Annotated in this window: 19 protein-coding genes; 15 read left to right on the top strand and 4 right to left on the bottom strand. The window is 57.0% G+C overall.

Features of this window, described 5'->3' with window-relative positions:
• Positions 1 to 198 precede the first annotated feature (198 nt).
• Positions 199 to 3,108, top strand: a complete 2,910-nt coding sequence (gene polA, locus ACOVRA_RS00185) for a DNA polymerase I (RefSeq protein ID WP_421718559.1) — start codon at positions 199 to 201, stop codon at positions 3,106 to 3,108.
• 30 nt (positions 3,109 to 3,138) lie between these two features.
• Positions 3,139 to 5,526: a phenylalanine--tRNA ligase subunit beta gene (pheT, locus tag ACOVRA_RS00180; protein ID WP_421718558.1), complete on the top strand. Its 2,388-nt coding sequence runs from the start codon at positions 3,139 to 3,141 to the stop codon at positions 5,524 to 5,526.
• A 29-nt stretch (positions 5,527 to 5,555) separates the two neighbouring features.
• Here the strand turns inward: pheT and ACOVRA_RS00175 are convergent, their stop codons facing one another.
• Complete coding sequence (locus tag ACOVRA_RS00175; RefSeq protein WP_421718557.1) at positions 5,556 to 6,122, bottom strand: VOC family protein; 567 nt, start codon at positions 6,120 to 6,122, stop codon at positions 5,556 to 5,558.
• 103 nt (positions 6,123 to 6,225) lie between these two features.
• Between ACOVRA_RS00175 and ACOVRA_RS00170 the strand changes: the two genes are divergently transcribed.
• From ACOVRA_RS00170 to ACOVRA_RS00115, 12 genes are all read left to right on the top strand, one after another.
• Positions 6,226 to 7,077, top strand: coding sequence for an HpcH/HpaI aldolase/citrate lyase family protein (locus ACOVRA_RS00170; protein WP_421718556.1), 852 nt, complete (start codon positions 6,226 to 6,228; stop codon positions 7,075 to 7,077).
• A gap of 14 nt (positions 7,078 to 7,091) precedes the next feature.
• Positions 7,092 to 7,601, top strand: coding sequence for a MaoC family dehydratase (locus ACOVRA_RS00165; RefSeq protein ID WP_290815922.1), 510 nt, complete (start codon positions 7,092 to 7,094; stop codon positions 7,599 to 7,601).
• On the top strand, positions 7,601 to 7,819 hold the full coding sequence (locus tag ACOVRA_RS00160) for a hypothetical protein (RefSeq protein ID WP_421718555.1): 219 nt from the start codon (positions 7,601 to 7,603) through the stop codon (positions 7,817 to 7,819). The genes ACOVRA_RS00165 and ACOVRA_RS00160 overlap by 1 nt, the downstream gene beginning before the upstream one ends.
• Before the next feature lie 10 nt (positions 7,820 to 7,829).
• Positions 7,830 to 9,026, top strand: coding sequence for an acyl-CoA dehydrogenase family protein (locus ACOVRA_RS00155; RefSeq protein ID WP_421718554.1), 1,197 nt, complete (start codon positions 7,830 to 7,832; stop codon positions 9,024 to 9,026).
• Positions 9,027 to 9,116: 90 nt separating this feature from the next.
• Positions 9,117 to 9,368, top strand: a complete 252-nt coding sequence (locus ACOVRA_RS00150) for an antitoxin (RefSeq protein WP_290806666.1) — start codon at positions 9,117 to 9,119, stop codon at positions 9,366 to 9,368.
• The gene (locus ACOVRA_RS00145; RefSeq protein ID WP_421718553.1) at positions 9,365 to 9,757 is read left to right on the top strand and encodes a type II toxin-antitoxin system VapC family toxin; all 393 of its coding nucleotides are present in this window, start codon (positions 9,365 to 9,367) and stop codon (positions 9,755 to 9,757) included. The genes ACOVRA_RS00150 and ACOVRA_RS00145 overlap by 4 nt, the downstream gene beginning before the upstream one ends.
• The gene (locus ACOVRA_RS00140; protein WP_421718552.1) at positions 9,751 to 10,164 is read left to right on the top strand and encodes a GFA family protein; all 414 of its coding nucleotides are present in this window, start codon (positions 9,751 to 9,753) and stop codon (positions 10,162 to 10,164) included. The genes ACOVRA_RS00145 and ACOVRA_RS00140 overlap by 7 nt, the downstream gene beginning before the upstream one ends.
• A complete protein-coding gene (locus tag ACOVRA_RS00135) occupies positions 10,161 to 10,718 on the top strand; it encodes a lipocalin family protein (RefSeq protein ID WP_421718551.1) in 558 nt (185 codons plus the stop codon). The genes ACOVRA_RS00140 and ACOVRA_RS00135 overlap by 4 nt, the downstream gene beginning before the upstream one ends.
• A complete protein-coding gene (locus ACOVRA_RS00130; protein ID WP_421718550.1) occupies positions 10,718 to 11,851 on the top strand; it encodes a CaiB/BaiF CoA transferase family protein in 1,134 nt (377 codons plus the stop codon). The genes ACOVRA_RS00135 and ACOVRA_RS00130 overlap by 1 nt, the downstream gene beginning before the upstream one ends.
• A gap of 151 nt (positions 11,852 to 12,002) precedes the next feature.
• Entirely contained in the window at positions 12,003 to 12,563 is a 561-nt protein-coding gene (locus ACOVRA_RS00125; RefSeq protein ID WP_421718549.1) for a hypothetical protein, read from the top strand.
• A 119-nt stretch (positions 12,564 to 12,682) separates the two neighbouring features.
• Positions 12,683 to 13,852, top strand: coding sequence for a CaiB/BaiF CoA transferase family protein (locus tag ACOVRA_RS00120; RefSeq protein WP_421718548.1), 1,170 nt, complete (start codon positions 12,683 to 12,685; stop codon positions 13,850 to 13,852).
• Positions 13,852 to 14,925 (top strand): DUF2332 domain-containing protein, encoded by a 1,074-nt coding sequence (locus ACOVRA_RS00115; protein ID WP_421718547.1) that lies wholly within the window; start codon positions 13,852 to 13,854, stop codon positions 14,923 to 14,925. Before ACOVRA_RS00120 ends, ACOVRA_RS00115 begins: the two co-directional genes overlap by 1 nt.
• A gap of 12 nt (positions 14,926 to 14,937) precedes the next feature.
• On the opposite strand, the gene ACOVRA_RS00110 is transcribed toward ACOVRA_RS00115, so the two are convergent.
• The gene (locus ACOVRA_RS00110; RefSeq protein WP_290807066.1) at positions 14,938 to 15,141 is read right to left on the bottom strand and encodes a SlyX family protein; all 204 of its coding nucleotides are present in this window, start codon (positions 15,139 to 15,141) and stop codon (positions 14,938 to 14,940) included.
• 134 nt (positions 15,142 to 15,275) lie between these two features.
• Here ACOVRA_RS00110 and ACOVRA_RS00105 point away from each other — a divergent pair, with 134 nt between their 5' ends.
• The gene (locus ACOVRA_RS00105; protein WP_421718546.1) at positions 15,276 to 16,013 is read left to right on the top strand and encodes a superoxide dismutase; all 738 of its coding nucleotides are present in this window, start codon (positions 15,276 to 15,278) and stop codon (positions 16,011 to 16,013) included.
• 79 nt (positions 16,014 to 16,092) lie between these two features.
• Here the strand turns inward: ACOVRA_RS00105 and ACOVRA_RS00100 are convergent, their stop codons facing one another.
• Both ACOVRA_RS00100 and ACOVRA_RS00095 read right to left on the bottom strand, forming a co-directional pair.
• Complete coding sequence (locus ACOVRA_RS00100; RefSeq protein ID WP_421718545.1) at positions 16,093 to 16,446, bottom strand: cupin domain-containing protein; 354 nt, start codon at positions 16,444 to 16,446, stop codon at positions 16,093 to 16,095.
• Positions 16,446 to 17,048: a CC0125/CC1285 family lipoprotein gene (locus tag ACOVRA_RS00095; RefSeq protein ID WP_421718544.1), complete on the bottom strand. Its 603-nt coding sequence runs from the start codon at positions 17,046 to 17,048 to the stop codon at positions 16,446 to 16,448. The genes ACOVRA_RS00100 and ACOVRA_RS00095 overlap by 1 nt, the downstream gene beginning before the upstream one ends.
• Positions 17,049 to 17,273: the final 225 nt, after the last annotated feature.

Here is a 17,273-nt window from a genome sequence, read left to right as displayed (position 1 = left end):
TCCGCACCGCTGAAAGCTTCTATGCCGAAGAAATCATCGACCCGCGCGACACCCGACCGCTCTTATGCGAATGGGCAGGCCTCGCCCGCCGCGTCTTACAGACAGGGCCTGTCAGCACGCATATGCGACCTTAAAGCCCCTGTGCGGCCAAAAGACTTTGGGATTGGAAGTCGTAGCACGCTGGCCTAAGATCACGCCATGACACATCCTGTAGGCCCCGATTCCCGCGTAACCCTTGTTGATGGCTCTGGTTACATCTTCCGCGCCTTTCACGGCCTGCCGCCTTTGACGCGGAAAAGCGACGGTGCGCCGATTGGAGCGGTGTCGGGCTTTTGCAACATGATTTTCAAACTGTTGGCCGATGAGCGCGATGGCGATCAGCCCACCCATTTGGCCGTAATCTTTGATGCCTCCGGCCCGACCTTTCGCAATGACATCTATCCCGCCTACAAGGCCAATCGGCCACCCGCGCCGGAAGATTTGGTGCCACAATTCCCGATGATCCGGGAAGCGACACGTGCCTTTGGTCTGCCCTCGATTGAGCTACCCGGCTATGAGGCCGATGATCTGATCGCCACCTATGCGCGGCAGGCTGCCGAGAAAGGTGCCAAGGTCCGTATTCTGTCCTCGGACAAAGACTTGATGCAGCTGATCACCGACAAAATCTTTCTCTATGACCCGATGAAGGACCGACCTATGGGGCCGGAGGCGGTGATGGAGAAATTCGGCGTCGCGCCTGAACAAGTAATTGACGTCCAATCCTTGGCTGGGGACAGCACCGACAATGTGCCTGGCGCACCCGGGATCGGCGTGAAGACCGCGGCAGAATTGCTAGGCATTTATGGCAATCTGGAAACGCTTCTGGACCGCGCCAGCGAAATCAAACAGCCCAAACGGCGTGAAACCCTGATCCAGTTCCGGGAACAGATCGAAATCTCTAAGCGTCTCGTTACCCTGATGGATAATGTACCGGTGCTAGAGCATCTGGAGCATTTTGGGGTGCGCGAACCCGAGCCGACAGTCCTACTCGATTTCTTGCGCAAGATGGAATTGCGCACGCTGACGGGCCGGGTTGAGGCTGGGCTTCGCCGCGATGGCTATGTTGCCGACAAAGCCGATCATGGCGACGCAGCGCCTGCTGGCATCACCATAGCTGCAGCAGTTTTTGCCCCTAACGCAGAAGGTGCGCCCGCTAGCCAAGCGGTTATACCGCCTTCTGTTCATAGCCCCATCGACACCAAGGCCTATGAAACCATCACAAGCCTTGCGCGTCTCGACGACTGGGTCGCCCGGATACAAGCGCAAGGCTATGTCGCATTTGACACTGAAACTGCGTCGCTCAACAGTGTGAGCGGGACCTTGGTCGGTCTATCGTTGGCGGTAGAGCCCGGCATTGCCTGTTATATCCCTGTCGGTCATCGCGGTGCGGGCGACGTGGGCGTCACGGGGGACCTTTTTGGTGGCGGGCAAGACACGGTCGCGAAATTGCCCGGCCAATTAGAGCTAGCCGACGTTTTGGCACGTTTAAAACCCGTGCTGGAAGATGATGCGATCTTAAAGATCGGCCAGAATCTGAAATATGATGTCTCCGTCATGGCCCAGCATGATATTGCCATCAGCCCGATTGACGACACCATGCTGATGAGCTTCGCCTTAGACGCTGGGCGCAATTCCCACGGGATGGATGATTTGTCGCTGCGGCTTTTGGCGCACCAACCCATCGCCTTCAAAGATGTGTGCGGCACCGGCAAATCGCAGATCAGCTTTGACCAAGTGGCCCTCGACCGGGCCACCGCCTATGCCGCCGAAGATGCGGATGTGACCCTGCGCCTTTGGCATATTTTAAAGCCGCGCTTGGTGCAGGAGCGCTCTACCACCGTCTATGAAACGCTGGAGCGGCCCTTGGTGCCGGTGATTGCCGGGATGGAGCAAGCGGGCGTCAAGGTTGATGTGGCAGAGCTTTCCCGCCTTTCCCTCGACTTTGCCCAGCGCATGATTGGCCTTGAAGCCCAAGCCCATGAACAAGCAGGCGAAGTGTTTAATCTGGGCAGTCCCAAGCAATTGGGTGACATTTTGTTTGGCAAAATGGCATTGCCCGGCGGCAAGAAAACAGCGACCGGTCAATGGGCGACGGGGGCCGATGCTTTGGAAGATCTCGCCGCCCAAGGCCATGAATTGCCGCGCACCTTGGTTGATTGGCGGACATTGGCCAAGCTCAAGAGCACCTATACCGACAATCTAAAAGACGCGATCGACCCCACAACCGGGCGGGTGCATACCTCTTACAATATGGTGGGTGCCGCCACAGGGCGGCTGTCCTCAACCGACCCCAATTTGCAGAACATCCCGATCCGTACCGAAGAGGGTCGCAGGATCCGCCGCGCCTTTGTGGCAGAGGCTGACCACGTTTTGATCTCCGCCGACTATAGCCAGATTGAGCTGCGCCTCCTCGCCCATGTCGGCGATATTCCACAATTGAAGAAGGCCTTTATCGAGGGCTATGATATTCACGCCATGACGGCGTCGGAAATGTTTGGTGTGCCACTGGCAGGCATGGACCCGATGGTCCGGCGCAAGGCCAAGGCAATCAACTTCGGCATCATTTATGGCATTTCGGCCTTTGGCCTCGCGCGGCAGTTGTCGATTCCACAAGGCGAAGCGCGCGATTATATCGCCACCTATAAGCAACGCTTCCCTGGCATTCAGGCCTATATGGATCAGATGAAGGCCATGGCGCGGGAAAAGGCCTATGTCGAAACCATCTTTGGCCGCCGCTGCTGGGTGCCGGGCATAAATGCCAAAAGCCAAGCCGAACAGGCCTTTGCCGAACGCCAAGCCATCAATGCGCCCTTGCAGGGGGCCGCTGCCGACATCATCAAACGCGCCATGATCCGCCTGCCCAAAGCCCTTAAAGATGCGGGATTACAGGCCCGAATGTTGCTGCAAGTGCATGACGAGCTTGTATTTGAAGCGCCTTCAAGCCAAGCGGATGCGACATGCGCTCTGGTTGCCCAAGTGATGGAGAAGGCTGCTCTACCAGCAGTGGCTTTGTCTGTTCCTTTGGTGGTAGAGGCGCGCGCCGCACTGAATTGGGCTGAGGCCCACTAAACCGATTAGCTCCCTCAGGGATTTGTACCGATGAAATTCACTTTGTCTTGGCTGCAGGATCATTTGGCCACCGACGCCCCTCTATCCGCCGTGTTGGACGCCATGACCATGGCGGGCCTAGAGGTTGAGCACTGGGAAGACCCAGCTGACAAACTGAAAGCTTTTTCAGTCGCAAAGATTATCTCGGCAGAACGGCACCCGAATGCGGATCGTTTGCAGGTCTGCCAAGTCGAAACCTTTGAAGGTATGAAGGAAATCGTCTGCGGCGCACCCAATGCGCGGCCGGGCCTGACCACCGTTTATGCGCCTTTGGGCACCTATATTCCCGGTAGCGGGATTACTTTGGAGCCCCGGGCAGTACGCGGTGTGGTGTCCAACGGCATGCTCTGCTCGGCAGCGGAGCTTGAAACCGCCGAAGACAGTGATGGCATTCTTGAACTGGACGATAGCTTGGCCGTCGGCACGCCAGCAGCGGCGGCTCTTGGTCTCGCAGACGCCGTTATCGACTTTGAAGTCACGCCAAACCGCCCCGATTGGCTGGGTGTGGTCGGCATTGCGCGCGAACTGGCGGCAGCAGGCCTCGGTCAACTGAAAGATCATTCAGTCAAAGCGGTGGCAGGCAGCTTTCCTTGCCCCGTGACGGTCACCATCCAATCGCCAGAGGCTTGCCCCGCTTTTGCTGGTCGCCTGATCAAAGGCGTGAAGAATGGCCCCAGCCCGAAATGGTTGGCTGACCGCTTGCGCGCTATTGGCCTACGCCCGATCAACACTTTGGTCGATATCACCAATTTCATTTCCTATGACCGAGCCCGCCCGCTGCACGTCTATGATGCGGCTAAGCTTTCAGGCGGCATTGTCGCCCGCATGGGCCAGACGGGCGAAAGCTTTGTCGCCCTTGATGGCAAAAGCTATGAGTTGAGCTCCGCCATGTGCGTGATTGGCGATAACTCCGGTGCCTTGGGCTTGGGCGGGATTATGGGGGGCGTATCGTCAGGCTGCTCAGATGACACCGTCGACGTTTTTGTTGAAAGCGCCTTGTTTGCGCCACTTAACATCGCCCAAACAGCGCGTGCCTTGAGCATTCAATCCGACGCGAAATACCGGTTTGAGCGCGGCGTGGATTCGGGCTTCATGGTAGATGGGCTAGAACTTGCCACCGCCATGATCCTTGAGCTTTGCGGCGGAACGGCTTCAGAAGTCGTTGTTGCGGGCGAAGTTCCTGCGCCGCCTGAAGCCGTGCCCTTTGCCACCAAGGAAGTACATCGCCTGACGGGCTTGGACCTTAGTGATGGCGAGATTGACACCATCTTGTCCGGCTTGGGCTTTTCACCAGAAGTAACTGGATCGGGCACCCGCAAGGTGGGCGTGCCCAGTTGGCGCCGCGATGTGGTCGGCTCTGCGGATTTGGTTGAAGATATCGCCCGCATCGCAGGCTTTGACCGCTTGCCCACGGCGAAATTGCCAGAGCGCAAAGGCCGGAAAGAGCCCTTATTGACCCCGGCGCAAAACCGCGTGCGCGTTGGCCGTCGCAGTCTGGCCGCTCGCGGCTGGATGGAGGCGGTGACCTGGAGCTTTGCCAGCCGCGCGACATGTGAATTGTTTGGCGCGGCCCAAGGTGGCGGGGCCTTGGTCTTGGCAAACCCGATTGCGTCAGATCTCGATTGTATGCGGCCTAGCGCGCTGATCCACTTGCTTCTCGCTGCCCAACGCAATGCCGACCGTGGCTTTGGCGACTTGGCTTTGTTTGAAGCCGGTCCGATCTATAAGGGTGATGGGCCCAAGGATCAGGAGATGGTCATTGCTGGCGTCACATGCGGGGCCATCCGCCATTGGAGTGGTGCCCTAAAGCCAGACGTCTTCACCGTGAAGGCGGATGTCTTGGCCATGTTGGATGCGATGGGCGCATCAACCGGCGGGATGCAGACGGTGCAAGGCGCGCGCGCGTGGTGGCACCCTGGCCGCTCTGGCACGTTCAAACTGGGCCCAAAGACGATCTTGGCCGAGTTTGGTGAACTTCATCCCCGCGTACTGAAGGAACTGGGCGTCGATGGGCCAGTCTTTGGCTTTGAATTGTTCTTGGACGCTTTGCCGCCAGCCAAAGTGAAAGCTGGCAAGACGAAAGCCAAGCTGGAGGCTTCTGCCTTCATGCCGTTGACACGCGACTTTGCCTTTGTCGCTAAGGCTGAGCTACCTGCAGGGGACCTTATCCGCGCTGTGGCGCAAGTCGATAAGACTCTGATTTCAGACGTAAGTCTGTTTGACCGCTATCAAGGCCAAGGCGTCGCAGAGGGGGAAGTCTCGCTGGGCCTAGAAGTGGCGCTACAACCACGCGAACGAACCTTGACCGATGCGGAGATCGAAGCCGTCAGTACAAAGATTATTGCTGCTGCGGCGAAGCTGGGAGCGCGCTTGCGTTAGGCACATCAGCTTTACCTCGGCAAAGCGCCCTACCGAACACTCGGTGCGTCAGACGTGGGATATTCGTAGAGCACGATCACATTGCCGTCCCAGTCGAGGAAGCCTTGCTCGGTCCCGTCGCCTTGACCGACAGACGCCAAGACGCGTGGACCAAATACGGTCAGACCCATGGCTTGGGCCTTGGCGATGATCTCGGCCAAACGGCCATTGGCATTAATGACAGCGCCGGTCGTGCGAATGCCGGTCTTGGGTGGCAGGGTTACGCCTTTGACTTCCAGCAAGGCCAAGGTGCGCACCTGCGTCGGCCCGGCACTCAAGGTACAAAAGCGCATCTGCGCTTCCGCAGGAATATTGAAGACTTCGCGCGAATAAGAATTGGGACCCGAAGTGGTGATTGCCCCAGGTTGGAGGCCAAGCACGTCGCGCCAAAGGGTCAAGGCCCGCTCCATATCGGTAACGACATAGAGCTGGCGCTTATAATAGGAGCCATTGTAAGCGGCGTCGGAAGTTTGTGCGGGGGCCGCGTGCTGGGCGAGTGCAGGAGCCGCAGACATTGTGAGAAGCCCGATCAAAACGCTTACTAAACCAAGTCTCATCGGTTGATCCATAACCTAAATTCCCCTGCTTGCCGACCCAAAGTCACACCGTCGCGCGGTTTCGAATTGACGTCAGCTTATATCAGGTTAAATGTCCGGACAAATGAAAACGTTTCGATCACTCCTCTTTGTCCCGGGCTCCCGGCCAGACCGTTTTGAAAAGGCGCTGGCGGCGGGGGCTGATTCCATTTGCATTGACCTTGAGGACGCTGTGCCGCCGCAAGATAAAGCCGCCGCTCGCGCCGGGGTGATTGGCTGGCTGGAGGCTAATGCCGAGAGCTATCCGGCTTGCGCCATTGGCATACGGATGAACGGCCTCGACACTTTGGATGGCCTCAAGGACATCATCGCCTTTAGTGAGGCCGAGGCCCGCCCAAATTTCTTCATGATCCCAAAGGCCTCGTCCTATTCAGCCCTCGCCAACTTCCAGCAATTGCTACATTTGCGCGACCTAAATCAGAAGCGCGTGGCGCTTTGGGCCGTGATCGAAACCGTGGCGGGGCTAAAAAGTGCGTCTGAAATAGCCGGAACCTGCGGCTCGCGCGGTGGCGTCTTGTTCGGTGGGGCCGACTACTCACTTGCCATTGGCACCGGGATGGACTGGGAGGCGCTGTTTCACGCTCGCTCAACCTTGGCTACCGAGGCGCGCGTCACCAACGGAACCTTGATGGATGTACCCTATCTGAACGTGAAGGACGAAGAAGGCTTGCGGGCGGAATGTGTGCGCGTGAAGGCCTTGGGTTTTGACGGTAAGGCCTGCATCCACCCCAGCCAAGTCGCCATTGTTAATGAAGTATTCTCGCCTTCTGAAGCTGAGTTAGACTGGGCCAAGCGCGTAAGTGAAGCTTTCAAATCGCAGGATGGCCGCGCCGTTTTACTTGATGGCAAAATGCTCGACATCCCCGTCTATCTGCGCGCAGAGCGCATTTTGTCTAAAGCAGGAATTGAGTTCTAACCATGGTCCGAAACGTGAAAGAAGTTGGCCCCCAGCGCTACCGCGAAACATTTGGTCGCTATTTTGAGGATTTCGTCGTCGGCGATGTCTATGAGCACCGCCCCGGCAAGACCATCACCGAATATGACAACCACATGTTCACGCTGATGACGATGAACACCCACCCGATGCACTTTGACGCGCAATTTGCCGCCGCCAGCGAGTTCAAAAAGAACCTCGTCGTCTCGCCCTACACGTTGGCGCTTTGCATCGGCATGAGCGTGACCGACACCAGCCAGAAGGCGATCGCCAATCTGGGCATGGATGAAGTGAAGTTCACCGCCCCCGTCTTTGCAGGTGACACGCTTTATTCGGAGAGCGAAGTCCTCGCCAAACGCGAAAGCGCGTCGCGCCCCGGTCAAGGCATTGTGACCATCGTCACCAAGGGCTTCAACCAAGATGGCGTCATGGTGTGCACCTTCAAGCGCAACATGCTGATCCCCGCTCGCGGCCATGCTGTCGAGGATAAGGTGGGCAATTACTGATGGTTCTGTTGCTCCGCATTCTCGCTGTGCTCGCCGCCCTAGAAGGGATTGGCGGAATGATGGTCATGATGGGGAGCGACCATGGCGGTGCCGGCCCATTGGTTGTTATCGGCCGGATCTTGGATGCCGGTATCCCTTCACTGACGGTGGCGCTCGTAACCCATGTGGTTGCTGACTTGCTTGCAGCAAAAAAACTCAAAGAAAACATGAAGGACTAGGATCATCATCATGGCAGACGGAAATTTTGGACATATCAGCGAAGCAGATGAGCGCCAGATGCTGGACGCCATCCAGAAGTGGATTGAGAAAAAAGTCGCCCCCGTGGCGATGAAGCTGGAGCATGACAACGAATGGCCAGCGGACCTCGTCAATGACATGGCAGAACTCGGGCTATTTGGCGCGATCATCCATCCCGATTACGGCGGCCTTGGTCTGTCGGCCACCACCTATTCCAAGATCGTGACCATGATCTCGCAAGAATGGATGAGCCTGACGGGTATCTTCAACTCGCATTTGATGATGGCCACCGTCGTGCAGCGCTTTGGCACGGACTTTCAAAAGGAGTATTGGCTGCCCAAGTTCGCCACCGGTGAAATGCGTGGCGGTCTGGGTCTGACAGAACCCGATGCCGGTACTGACTTGCAAGGCATCCGCACCGTCGCGCGCCGTCAAGGCGACAATTATATCGTCAATGGCACCAAGACTTGGATCTCCAACGCCATTGAAGGCCATTGCGTCGCTTTGTTGGTCAAAACCGACCCCGATGCCCAGCCCCGTCATAAGGGCATGAGCATGTTGATCGTGCCCAAGATCGACCCTGAAACCAAGGTTCCGCTTAAGGGCGTCAAGAATGGCAAGAAGCTGGAGAAGCTGGGCTATAAGGGCATTGATTCGGGCGAATTCATCTTTGAAGATTATGAAGTCGACGCGAAGAAGAGCTTGGTTGGCGGCGAAGAAGGCAAGGGCTTTATCATGGCCACTGGCGGCCTCGAGATTGGCCGCGTCAATATCGCCGCCCGCTCGGTCGGCATTGCCAAGCGCGCTTTGGCCGAGAGCGTCAAATATGCCCAAATGCGCAAGACGATGGGCAAGCCAATCTGCGAACATCAGGCTATTCAGTTGAAGCTGGGCGAAATGGCCGCCAAGACGCGCGCCGCAGAACTTCTGACCCAAGATGCGGCGGCCGCCTTTGACCGGGGTGAGCGGATCGACATGGAAGCCGGCATGGCCAAATTCTTCGCCTCGGAAACTGCCGTGGAAGTCTCGCTGGAAGCCATGCGCATCCATGGCGGCTATGGCTATTCCAAGGAATATGTCATCGAGCGTCTCTATCGCGACGCCCCCTTGATGTGCATCGGCGAAGGCACCAATGAAATGCAACGCATCATCATCGCCAAGCAATTGGTGGCCCGCAACCCGATTTAGGGGGATCAGACCGACCTTGGTTTGAAATCTGATTGAAACCTCGATCATGGCCGTATATACATGTATATACGGTCAACTAAGGACAGGACGATGGCGACGCACAAAACCAAAACGTTCAAGAGCGGCAATAGCCAAGCGGTGCGCTTGCCAAAGGCGTTGGCCTTTCCTGAGGGCACGGAGCTGGAAATGGAGCGCGATGGGGACGTCATTACCCTGCGGCCGACATTGCGATCCGGAAAAATCAGTTTCAAGCAAATGATGGCTGAACTGCGCAAACTGCCTGACGTCACCGACATTGAAGTGCGCGACACTGACATTTTTCCCGAGCGTGAGGGGCTATGAGTGGGCTTTATTTGCTCGATACCAGTGTCGCGATTGAAGTTCGGGATCGCAGCCAAGCCATTCTTGGTAAGCTGGAAGGCCTGAGCGGAAGGTTTGCGATTTCTGTGATCACTCGGGTGGAACTGGAGGGTGGCGTTCATCGGGAGGCATCCTCTGCCACTCTGAGGCGTCAGCGACTTGATGTGTTTCTTTCCCATATGCCGGTACTCCCTTTTGAGGAGGAAGATGCCGACCGATATGGTGGTATTCTGCAATCTTGTGGGTTCTCACGCCGCAAAATCCTCGACCGGATGATTGCCGCCCAAGCTCTCAATGCCAAGGCAACTTTGGTGACTCTCAATCCGCAAGACTTTGAAGAAGTAACAGGGCTACAGGTGCTTGGATGGTGAAGATTTGGCGAACAGGCTCGTGCCATTGTGGCGATGTGCGCTTTGCGGTTCGGACCCCAGATGAAGTGGAGGTGGAGGCCTGCAATTGCTCCATCTGTGCACGGACAGGCTTTGTGCATTTGATTGTGCCGATGGACGATTTCGAACTGACGGCAGGGGCGGATAAGCTCACCTCCTATCGGTTCAATACCGGCGTTGCCAATCATACCTTTTGTACCAAATGTGGTGTGAAAGCGTTCTACACACCAAGGTCCAATCCCGATGGGGTCAGCGTCAACGCCAATTGCTTTGACGCTGGACAAGCGCCCGCCCTGTCGATTGTGCCGTTTGACGGTCAGAATTGGGAAGCCAATGCTGCCAAACTGGCCCATAAATCTGCTCCACCCACGAAAGGGGAAACAGCATGAAAGTTTCACTCTCTGCAGCCATTTTAGTTGGCTGCGTCGCGCTATCGGGCTGCATGTCCGGAACCATGGGGCGGGCCAAGGATGCTGCACCCCCGACCACGGTCGCCTCTGTTGACCTCAATAAATACGCTGGCAAGTGGTATGAAATTGCGCGTTACCCCAATAGCTTCCAGAAGAAATGCGAAGGCGTCACAGCCGAATACGCCCTGCGCCCCGATGGTCGCGTTGGGGTCACCAATACCTGTGCGACGGGTACCAGCGACGGCAAGCCGCGCAGTGCACAAGGGGTGGCTGCCATCATTGATGGCTCGAATAATGCTAAGCTTGCGGTGAACTTCGCACCCATTCCTTTGCCAAAGGGGCAAGGCAATTATTGGGTGCTGTATCTGGATCCCAATTATCAGACCGCCTTGGTGGGCAGCCCGAATGGCTCCTATCTGTGGCTCTTGGCGCGCACCAAGACGCTCACGACTGAACAGCGGGCTGCGCTGAATGCCGCCGCGGAGCAAAATGGCTTTCGTACCGACCTGCTCAAAGACACGGTTCAACCCTAATGCAGACAACTGGGCTTCCCCTCAAAGGCATCAAAATCCTCTCGATTGAGCAATATGGCGCAGGCCCTTATGGCACCATGTTGTTGGCGGATTTGGGGGCTGAAATCATCAAGATCGAAGCCCCCAGCATGGGGGGCGATGTCAGCCGTGCCACCGGCCCCTATTTTTTGGGTGAGCAAGACAGCCAATTCTATCAGACCTTCTCGCGCGGCAAATCCTCCATCGCGCTGGAGATTAAAAGCCCAGAAGGCCGCGCCCAGTTTGAGGCTTTGGTCAAAGAAGCTGATGCGGTGGCGAATAATCTGCGCGGCGATCAGCCTGCCAAGATGGCGGTCACTTATGACGACCTCAAATCCATCAATCCCAAGATTGTCTGCGCCCATCTCTCCGCCTACGGACGCGACAATGATCGCGCTTCCTGGCCGGGCTATGATTATCTGATGCAGGCCGAGGCAGGCTTGATGTCGATGAGTGGCGAGCCAGACGGCCCACCGGTTCGTTGCGGCCTGTCGATCATTGATTTTCATACGGGCAGCCAAATGGCCGTCGGCCTGCTGGCCGGGATTTTGGGCGCACACCGCACGGGTCAAGGCTGCGACATTGATGTGGCGTTGTTTGATACCGCGCTTCACCAACTCTCCTATCCCGCCACCTGGTATCTGAATGAGGGCGTGGAAGTGGGCCGCCTGCCACGCGGGGCCCATCCATCCATCGCGCCCAGCCAAGCTTTCAAGACGCAAGATGGTTGGCTGATGTTGATGTGCCAAACGCCAAAATTCTGGGAGATTTTTTGCGCCAAGACGGGTCGCCCAGACCTGTTGGCCGATCCTCGCTTTAGCAGCATCCCAGCCAGACGGGCCAATCTGGCCGCCTTGACGGAAGTCCTTGATGCGCTGTTGAGCACCCAATCGACGGCCGAATGGATCGCGCTTTTGGGCGGTCATGTTCCTGTCGCACCGATTTACAACATCGGCCAAGCCCTCGACAGCGCTCACGTGAAGGCTATCGGCATGACCGACGCCGTCGACCATCCGGATGCGAAGAACGGCCGCTTGCAAATGTTGGCCAGCCCGATCAAAGTCAATGGCAAGCGCCCCGCTGGAAAGCGCGCCCCCAAAATGGGAGAGCATTGAGACGGAACGTATCAGCTTAGTCGCATGAGACTCGCTGGCTTTGCCGACACAGATTTGTGATAGCAAGGGGCTCGTTGCGTCGGCTTTGGCAATTGTCAAAAATCGGATCATGCCTTACGCTTTCAACCTATGATTTTTCTGGAGGTGGGAGTTGATTAGTCTGATAAGTCGACTGCCGCAGTGGCTTTGGAAATTCTCGCTCGTTCTTGCGTTTATCTTCGGACTTGCCGCCTATAGCCTCTGCGCAAGAGCCATCACTGACGCACCGTTATTGCTGACACTTGCACAATCGGCCTGCTTTCTTCCGTTTTACATCCGCGTCTTCTGGTCGGCTTTCGTTTTTAGTAGGGAAGAGCTTCGCAAGATTTCGGCCCCCGGATTTGTTTTTCGGCTTACCCTGCTTCTGATGATTGTCGGGTGCGCTGCCCTAAGCTTTGCGAGCGACATATATCGTGGCGTCGCCGCCGAGCTTAAGCTTCACGATACAACTGGTGCTTCACAAGTTTTGATCCAAGCGATGCATGACCAAGCGAACGAGCTGAAGTCGCTGGCACTAAATTGGGTGGCATATGGGTTTGGCATAGGCGTGCTTGCCCTAGTTATATTCGGTTTAATCTGGATCCGGCGCTCCTTCATTGAAGTTAGGGCTATCAAGGAAAGCCCAAAATTGGACAAGGATGAATTTTTCATTGTGGGTGATCGCGGGCGCTAGCCTTGTGATAGATTGCTGGCTTGGGCTATCTTGTGAGATGTTGTTCTCGTCATCTTGCGCTTTGATATGATTAGCGCTCTTGTGACATGGACACCTAAATCCAAGAGCAAAGTACCACCATGAAACTCCAAGGCCTCAAAGTTCTGGACCTCTCGGCCTTTTTGCCCGGCCCGCATATGACCATGATGATGGCAGACCATGGTGCCGATGTGGTGATGGTCGAACCTGCCAATGGCGTGGGCGAGCCAACCCGCGTGATTGGCTACAAGACTGAGGACGGCGTATCGGTCTGGTTTCGCAACATTGCCCGCGGCAAGCGCAGCCTGAAGATCAATCTGAAAGACCCAGAAGCGCGTGCGCTGTTTTTGAAGCTCGCCGCAGAGGCGGACGTGATTGTCGAAGCCTTCCGGCCCGGCGTCGTTAAGCGCTTGGGCGTGGATTATGATGCCATCGCCGCGATCAATCCGCGCATCGTCTATTGCTCCATCGCGGGCTTTGGCCAAGACGGCAAATACGTGAATAAGCCCGGTCATGATCTCACCATGGAGGCCATGGCAGGTCTGGTCGATCTGAACCGGGGCCTGACCGACAATAAGCCTGCCAGCCCTTCCATACCTGCAGCGGACATGGCTGCCAGCCTCATGGCCTTTGCCGCCATCATGATGGCGCTCTATCGCCGGGCCGAGACGGGAAAGGGCGATTATATCGACCTGTCCATGTATGATGCACTTCTGGCTTGGACGCCCAATGTCCTGGGTCCGGTCTTTGCTGACAACGCCCACCCAGTAGCAAAAGAGATGCGACCTTTTGGTGGAGCGGCCATGTATCGGCCTTATGAGACCAAGGATGGGAGGTTCTTGGTATTGGGTGGGTCCGAGCATCACTTTGCCAAAAATTTGCTCGACGCTTTAGGCCGGCCTGATTTGTTCGACTATGCCAAGCTGGAGCCCGGCCCCGGCCAAGACCCACTAAAGCGTTATTTCGAAGAAACTTTTGCCAGCAAGACTTTGGACGAATGGAGCGCCTTCCTAAAAGATGTCGATCTGTGCTGGGCCCCTGTCCGCAGCCTAAAAGATGCGATGGAAGACCCCTATACGATCTCGCGCGGCATGGTGTTGACCGATGAAGACGGCAACAAGCATTTGGGCATTCCCATCCGCTTCCGCGATGAGCCGGGGCAGGCGCGCTTGAGCTTGCCAGATTATGGCGCAGATTCTGAAAGCTTGGCGGCAGAGGCCGGCCTTGATGCCAGCGCCATTGCTGCCTTGAAAGAGCGGGGTGCCATCTGATGGTGGACGTCGGGGTCCCCCAAGCCCTTCGGCAACAAGCGATTTGGTGCAAAGCGTTTGACTCTCCCTTTACGGCCGAGCTGTGCGAAACCATGGCCGACGATTTTGAAGCGGGTGGCATTATCGCTGACTTGACTGGGGGGTGGATAACCCATCCAGTCCAAGACGCTTTGGCGCTGCGCTTGGCAGGCGCACTCCATGCCATCGCCCTTACCGAACCCGAAGGCCGCTTGGCCCAAGTCTGGCCGCAGCAAGGTCGTGCTTGGTCTATGGCAGAGGCCTGGCCCGTGGCGGTGGAAAGCCTGCGAGCGCGAGAGCACTGGGTGCGCGACTTCTTGAAATCTCCACCACAGACCAATGAAGTACGCCGCGCTGTGGGGCTCTGGCCCGGCCTATGCGCCGCCGCCGAAGCCTTTGACGGGCCTATGGACGTGCTTGAGCTTGGGGCGTCGGCAGGGCTTAATCTCAGCATGGACCGCTTCCACTATGATGGCGGCAGTTGGCACTGGGACAGCCCCGTCGCTGGACCGCGCGTTGCTCTGTCGACGCAGTGGAGCGGCCCGCCGCCCCGTTTCCCGGCACACGCCGCCATCCGCCACCGCGCGGCATGTGACCAGAAGCCGTTGAATGCCGCCCTGCCTGAAGATCGCCTGCGCCTACGCGCCTACATCTGGCCTGACCAGCCCGAGCGGTTAGAGCGCCTCAATGCGGCCATGGAAATCGCCCGATCCCAGTCGATAACACCCGATGCTGGTGATGCGGCCGACTGGATCAAGGCAAAGCTTGCAACCCGCGCCAAAGATGCGCTTACCGTTATTTATCACTCGGTCTTCTTCCAATATCCGCCCCAAGCCGTGCGCGATGCGATCACGCTCGCCATCGAGACCGAAGGGGCACGCGCCACGCCCGAGGCCCCGTTAGCTTGGTTGCGCTTTGAACCCGGCGGGATTCTGGGACATGAGCAGAAGGGGGCCAGTATGATCTTGGAGCTGATCGAATGGCCGTCTGGTCGCAGGCGTGTGCTGGCCGACCTTGATCCCCATGGCCGCTTTGTTCACTGGCACGGGGCTTGAGCCTATTCTGCGTCAATAGTGGGGTGGCTTTTGATCCGGAGGCGGCGGTTCTGAGCTGTCATGCTGGCGCTGTGCTTCACGTTCCAGCATCAATTCCAGCCGGCGGTTGAGGCGCTTAATCTCATCGGCTTGTTGATGAGACAGATCCGAAAGCTCTTCGACTGTGCGCATCAAATGCATCACATGAACTTCTAAAGCTTCAACGCGTTCTTCCATACTTCGTGCCCTCTTTATGCCCCGATATTAAAGCAAGACGGCTGGCTTGGTGACATTATTGTCAGCACGCTCAGACTTGTTTCTTGCCACGCCGCAGACCATGTTCCAGCCACGTCTTTACGAAAGTAGAATTCATGCGCCTAGCCCTGACCCTTTCCGCCTTAAGCTTGTTGTCTTCAGCCGCATTCGCCCAAACCCCGACTGCCCCTACGGCACAAACAACACCTGCCGTCGCCGCGACACCAGCCGCGCCCGCTTTCACGCAAGCAGCCCTGCCCTATGCCTATGGTGCGTTAGAGCCCATCGTCGATGAAGCCACCATGCGCATCCACTTTGAACGCCACCATGGCGCGCAAGTCGCGGGCCTGAACGCAGCCATCGTCGCTAACCCAACCTATGCGGGGAAGAGCCTTGAGGCGCTTTTAGCTTCTGCTTCGACCGCCCCAGCCGCCATCCGCAACAATGCCGGCGGGCATTGGAACCATAGCTTCTACTGGAAGATCATGGCCCCATTGGGCACTGGTGGCGCACCCTCGCCAGAGCTGACCGCTGCAATCAACCGCGACTTTGGCTCCCTTGATGCCTTCAAGACCCAATTCCGCGCCACGTCGATGGGCCGCTTTGGTTCGGGTTGGTCGTGGTTGATCGTCAAGCCAGACGGCAAACTGGCCGTCGGCTCCACCCCTAATCAGGACAATCCTTTGATGGATGTCGGTGATTTCCGCGGCAAGCCGATCCTTGGCAATGATGTATGGGAGCACGCCTATTATCTGAAATATCAGAATAAGCGCGCCGACTATGTCGATGCCTGGTGGAGCGTGATCAATTGGAACCAAGTGTCCAAGCTCTATGCGGAGGCGGTAAAGCCGTAGGTTTTTTGGTGCGGACAGAGTTTTGGGGACCTGAAAATCACCAAAACCCTGTCCAGCCAGAAATTCGGCAGCCGGCCAATCACCCAGGCGGTAAAACGATCACATAGTGCTTTTCCATATCTTCCAGCACGTCCCAAACGCCTTCAAAGCCATTTGGAATGACAAAGCCATCACCCGCTTGAACCTCTGTCACCTCGCCGTCTAACGCGGTGAGGCGGGCGCGGCCCTTGGTGATGTGGCAATATTCCATCTCGTCATAGATAACCCGCCAAGCGCCGCGCGTCGCGTGCCAGATGCCGGCATAGACTCGGCCATCGCCACTTTCATACAAGTTCTGCGTGCCGCCTTTGGCCCCGGCCACCACAACCCGATCAGGCTCTGGTTGCCAAGGCTCAACAGGCTCTTCCGAACCTCGGAACAAAATGATCCGCATCAGGACTTTGCTGCTGGCGGAGGTGGTGGCGGCGTGACGCGCGCGCCTAAATTCGTCTTCACATCCCGCGCATCATACGCATCGGTCCGGTCAGACGGCTTAGGACCTTTGCCGAGAATTATCTCGGCGGTGGCTTGAAAGCGGGTGATTTCTTCAGTGTCGAACCGATCAAAGAACGGATCATAAAAGCCGCTTGACCAGAAGGGGTCATAATAGCTCACCCAGCCATATCGCGGGTGAAAGGTTCTAAAACTACTATAGCCAATCCCGCCACCAAAGGCCCAGCGCGACCCCATTTTTGGGCGGCTATAGGTTTTTGGATCGGTAGAGCGCTGGGCTATCTGAAACCAATCATAACCATTGTCGATAGTCACATCCGCCGCACGCAACAAAAGCGAATCTTCGACCTGCTGGCGTGTGGTTTTGGTATTGCCGTCAAAGGTAATGCGAAAGCGATTGGCCTCAATCCGTTGATCGGTAAAGCCAAATTTGCCTGTTGCCGCTGCTTGATAGGGCGTCGGGCCAGACTTGGTCGTCGTCGTGGCGCAGGCCGACAGGCCCATTGTGGCAGCAAGGGCAATCAAAGTTACAAGCGTTTTCATCTCATCTCTCCACTTGCCCGTCCCGAACCTAAACATGCGCGCAAGGGCCTCATTCGGCAAGGGTTAACCACTGTTCGCAAGGACATATTTTTGTGTTTGGCGCGTAGGCCTGCGCTTCGCCCAGCGGACCTTGCGGAGGCATAGCCTGCGGCAAAGGCGCTCTGAGTGGAAACACCCATAGCCCCGCGTGGAAAACCACCGGGGGTGCGGCTGAGTGAGGGGCCG

Origin of the sequence: Aquidulcibacter sp., from assembly GCF_049239865.1 — a bacterium.
GTDB lineage: Bacteria > Pseudomonadota > Alphaproteobacteria > Caulobacterales > Aquidulcibacteraceae > Aquidulcibacter.
Note: the sequence above shows the minus strand (reverse complement) of the source record. Positions and strands in the feature narration are given on the sequence as shown.

Coding starts and splice junctions, on each gene's coding strand:
- polA (WP_421718559.1), top strand. CDS start 199: ATGACACATCCTGTAGGCCCCGATTCCCGCGTAACCCTTGTTGATGGC.
- pheT (WP_421718558.1), top strand. CDS start 3,139: ATGAAATTCACTTTGTCTTGGCTGCAGGATCATTTGGCCACCGACGCC.
- ACOVRA_RS00175 (WP_421718557.1), bottom strand. CDS start 6,122: ATGAGACTTGGTTTAGTAAGCGTTTTGATCGGGCTTCTCACAATGTCT.
- ACOVRA_RS00170 (WP_421718556.1), top strand. CDS start 6,226: ATGAAAACGTTTCGATCACTCCTCTTTGTCCCGGGCTCCCGGCCAGAC.
- ACOVRA_RS00160 (WP_421718555.1), top strand. CDS start 7,601: ATGGTTCTGTTGCTCCGCATTCTCGCTGTGCTCGCCGCCCTAGAAGGG.
- ACOVRA_RS00155 (WP_421718554.1), top strand. CDS start 7,830: ATGGCAGACGGAAATTTTGGACATATCAGCGAAGCAGATGAGCGCCAG.
- ACOVRA_RS00150 (WP_290806666.1), top strand. CDS start 9,117: ATGGCGACGCACAAAACCAAAACGTTCAAGAGCGGCAATAGCCAAGCG.
- ACOVRA_RS00145 (WP_421718553.1), top strand. CDS start 9,365: ATGAGTGGGCTTTATTTGCTCGATACCAGTGTCGCGATTGAAGTTCGG.
- ACOVRA_RS00140 (WP_421718552.1), top strand. CDS start 9,751: ATGGTGAAGATTTGGCGAACAGGCTCGTGCCATTGTGGCGATGTGCGC.
- ACOVRA_RS00135 (WP_421718551.1), top strand. CDS start 10,161: ATGAAAGTTTCACTCTCTGCAGCCATTTTAGTTGGCTGCGTCGCGCTA.
- ACOVRA_RS00130 (WP_421718550.1), top strand. CDS start 10,718: ATGCAGACAACTGGGCTTCCCCTCAAAGGCATCAAAATCCTCTCGATT.
- ACOVRA_RS00120 (WP_421718548.1), top strand. CDS start 12,683: ATGAAACTCCAAGGCCTCAAAGTTCTGGACCTCTCGGCCTTTTTGCCC.
- ACOVRA_RS00115 (WP_421718547.1), top strand. CDS start 13,852: ATGGTGGACGTCGGGGTCCCCCAAGCCCTTCGGCAACAAGCGATTTGG.
- ACOVRA_RS00110 (WP_290807066.1), bottom strand. CDS start 15,141: ATGGAAGAACGCGTTGAAGCTTTAGAAGTTCATGTGATGCATTTGATG.
- ACOVRA_RS00105 (WP_421718546.1), top strand. CDS start 15,276: ATGCGCCTAGCCCTGACCCTTTCCGCCTTAAGCTTGTTGTCTTCAGCC.
- ACOVRA_RS00100 (WP_421718545.1), bottom strand. CDS start 16,446: ATGCGGATCATTTTGTTCCGAGGTTCGGAAGAGCCTGTTGAGCCTTGG.
- ACOVRA_RS00095 (WP_421718544.1), bottom strand. CDS start 17,048: ATGAAAACGCTTGTAACTTTGATTGCCCTTGCTGCCACAATGGGCCTG.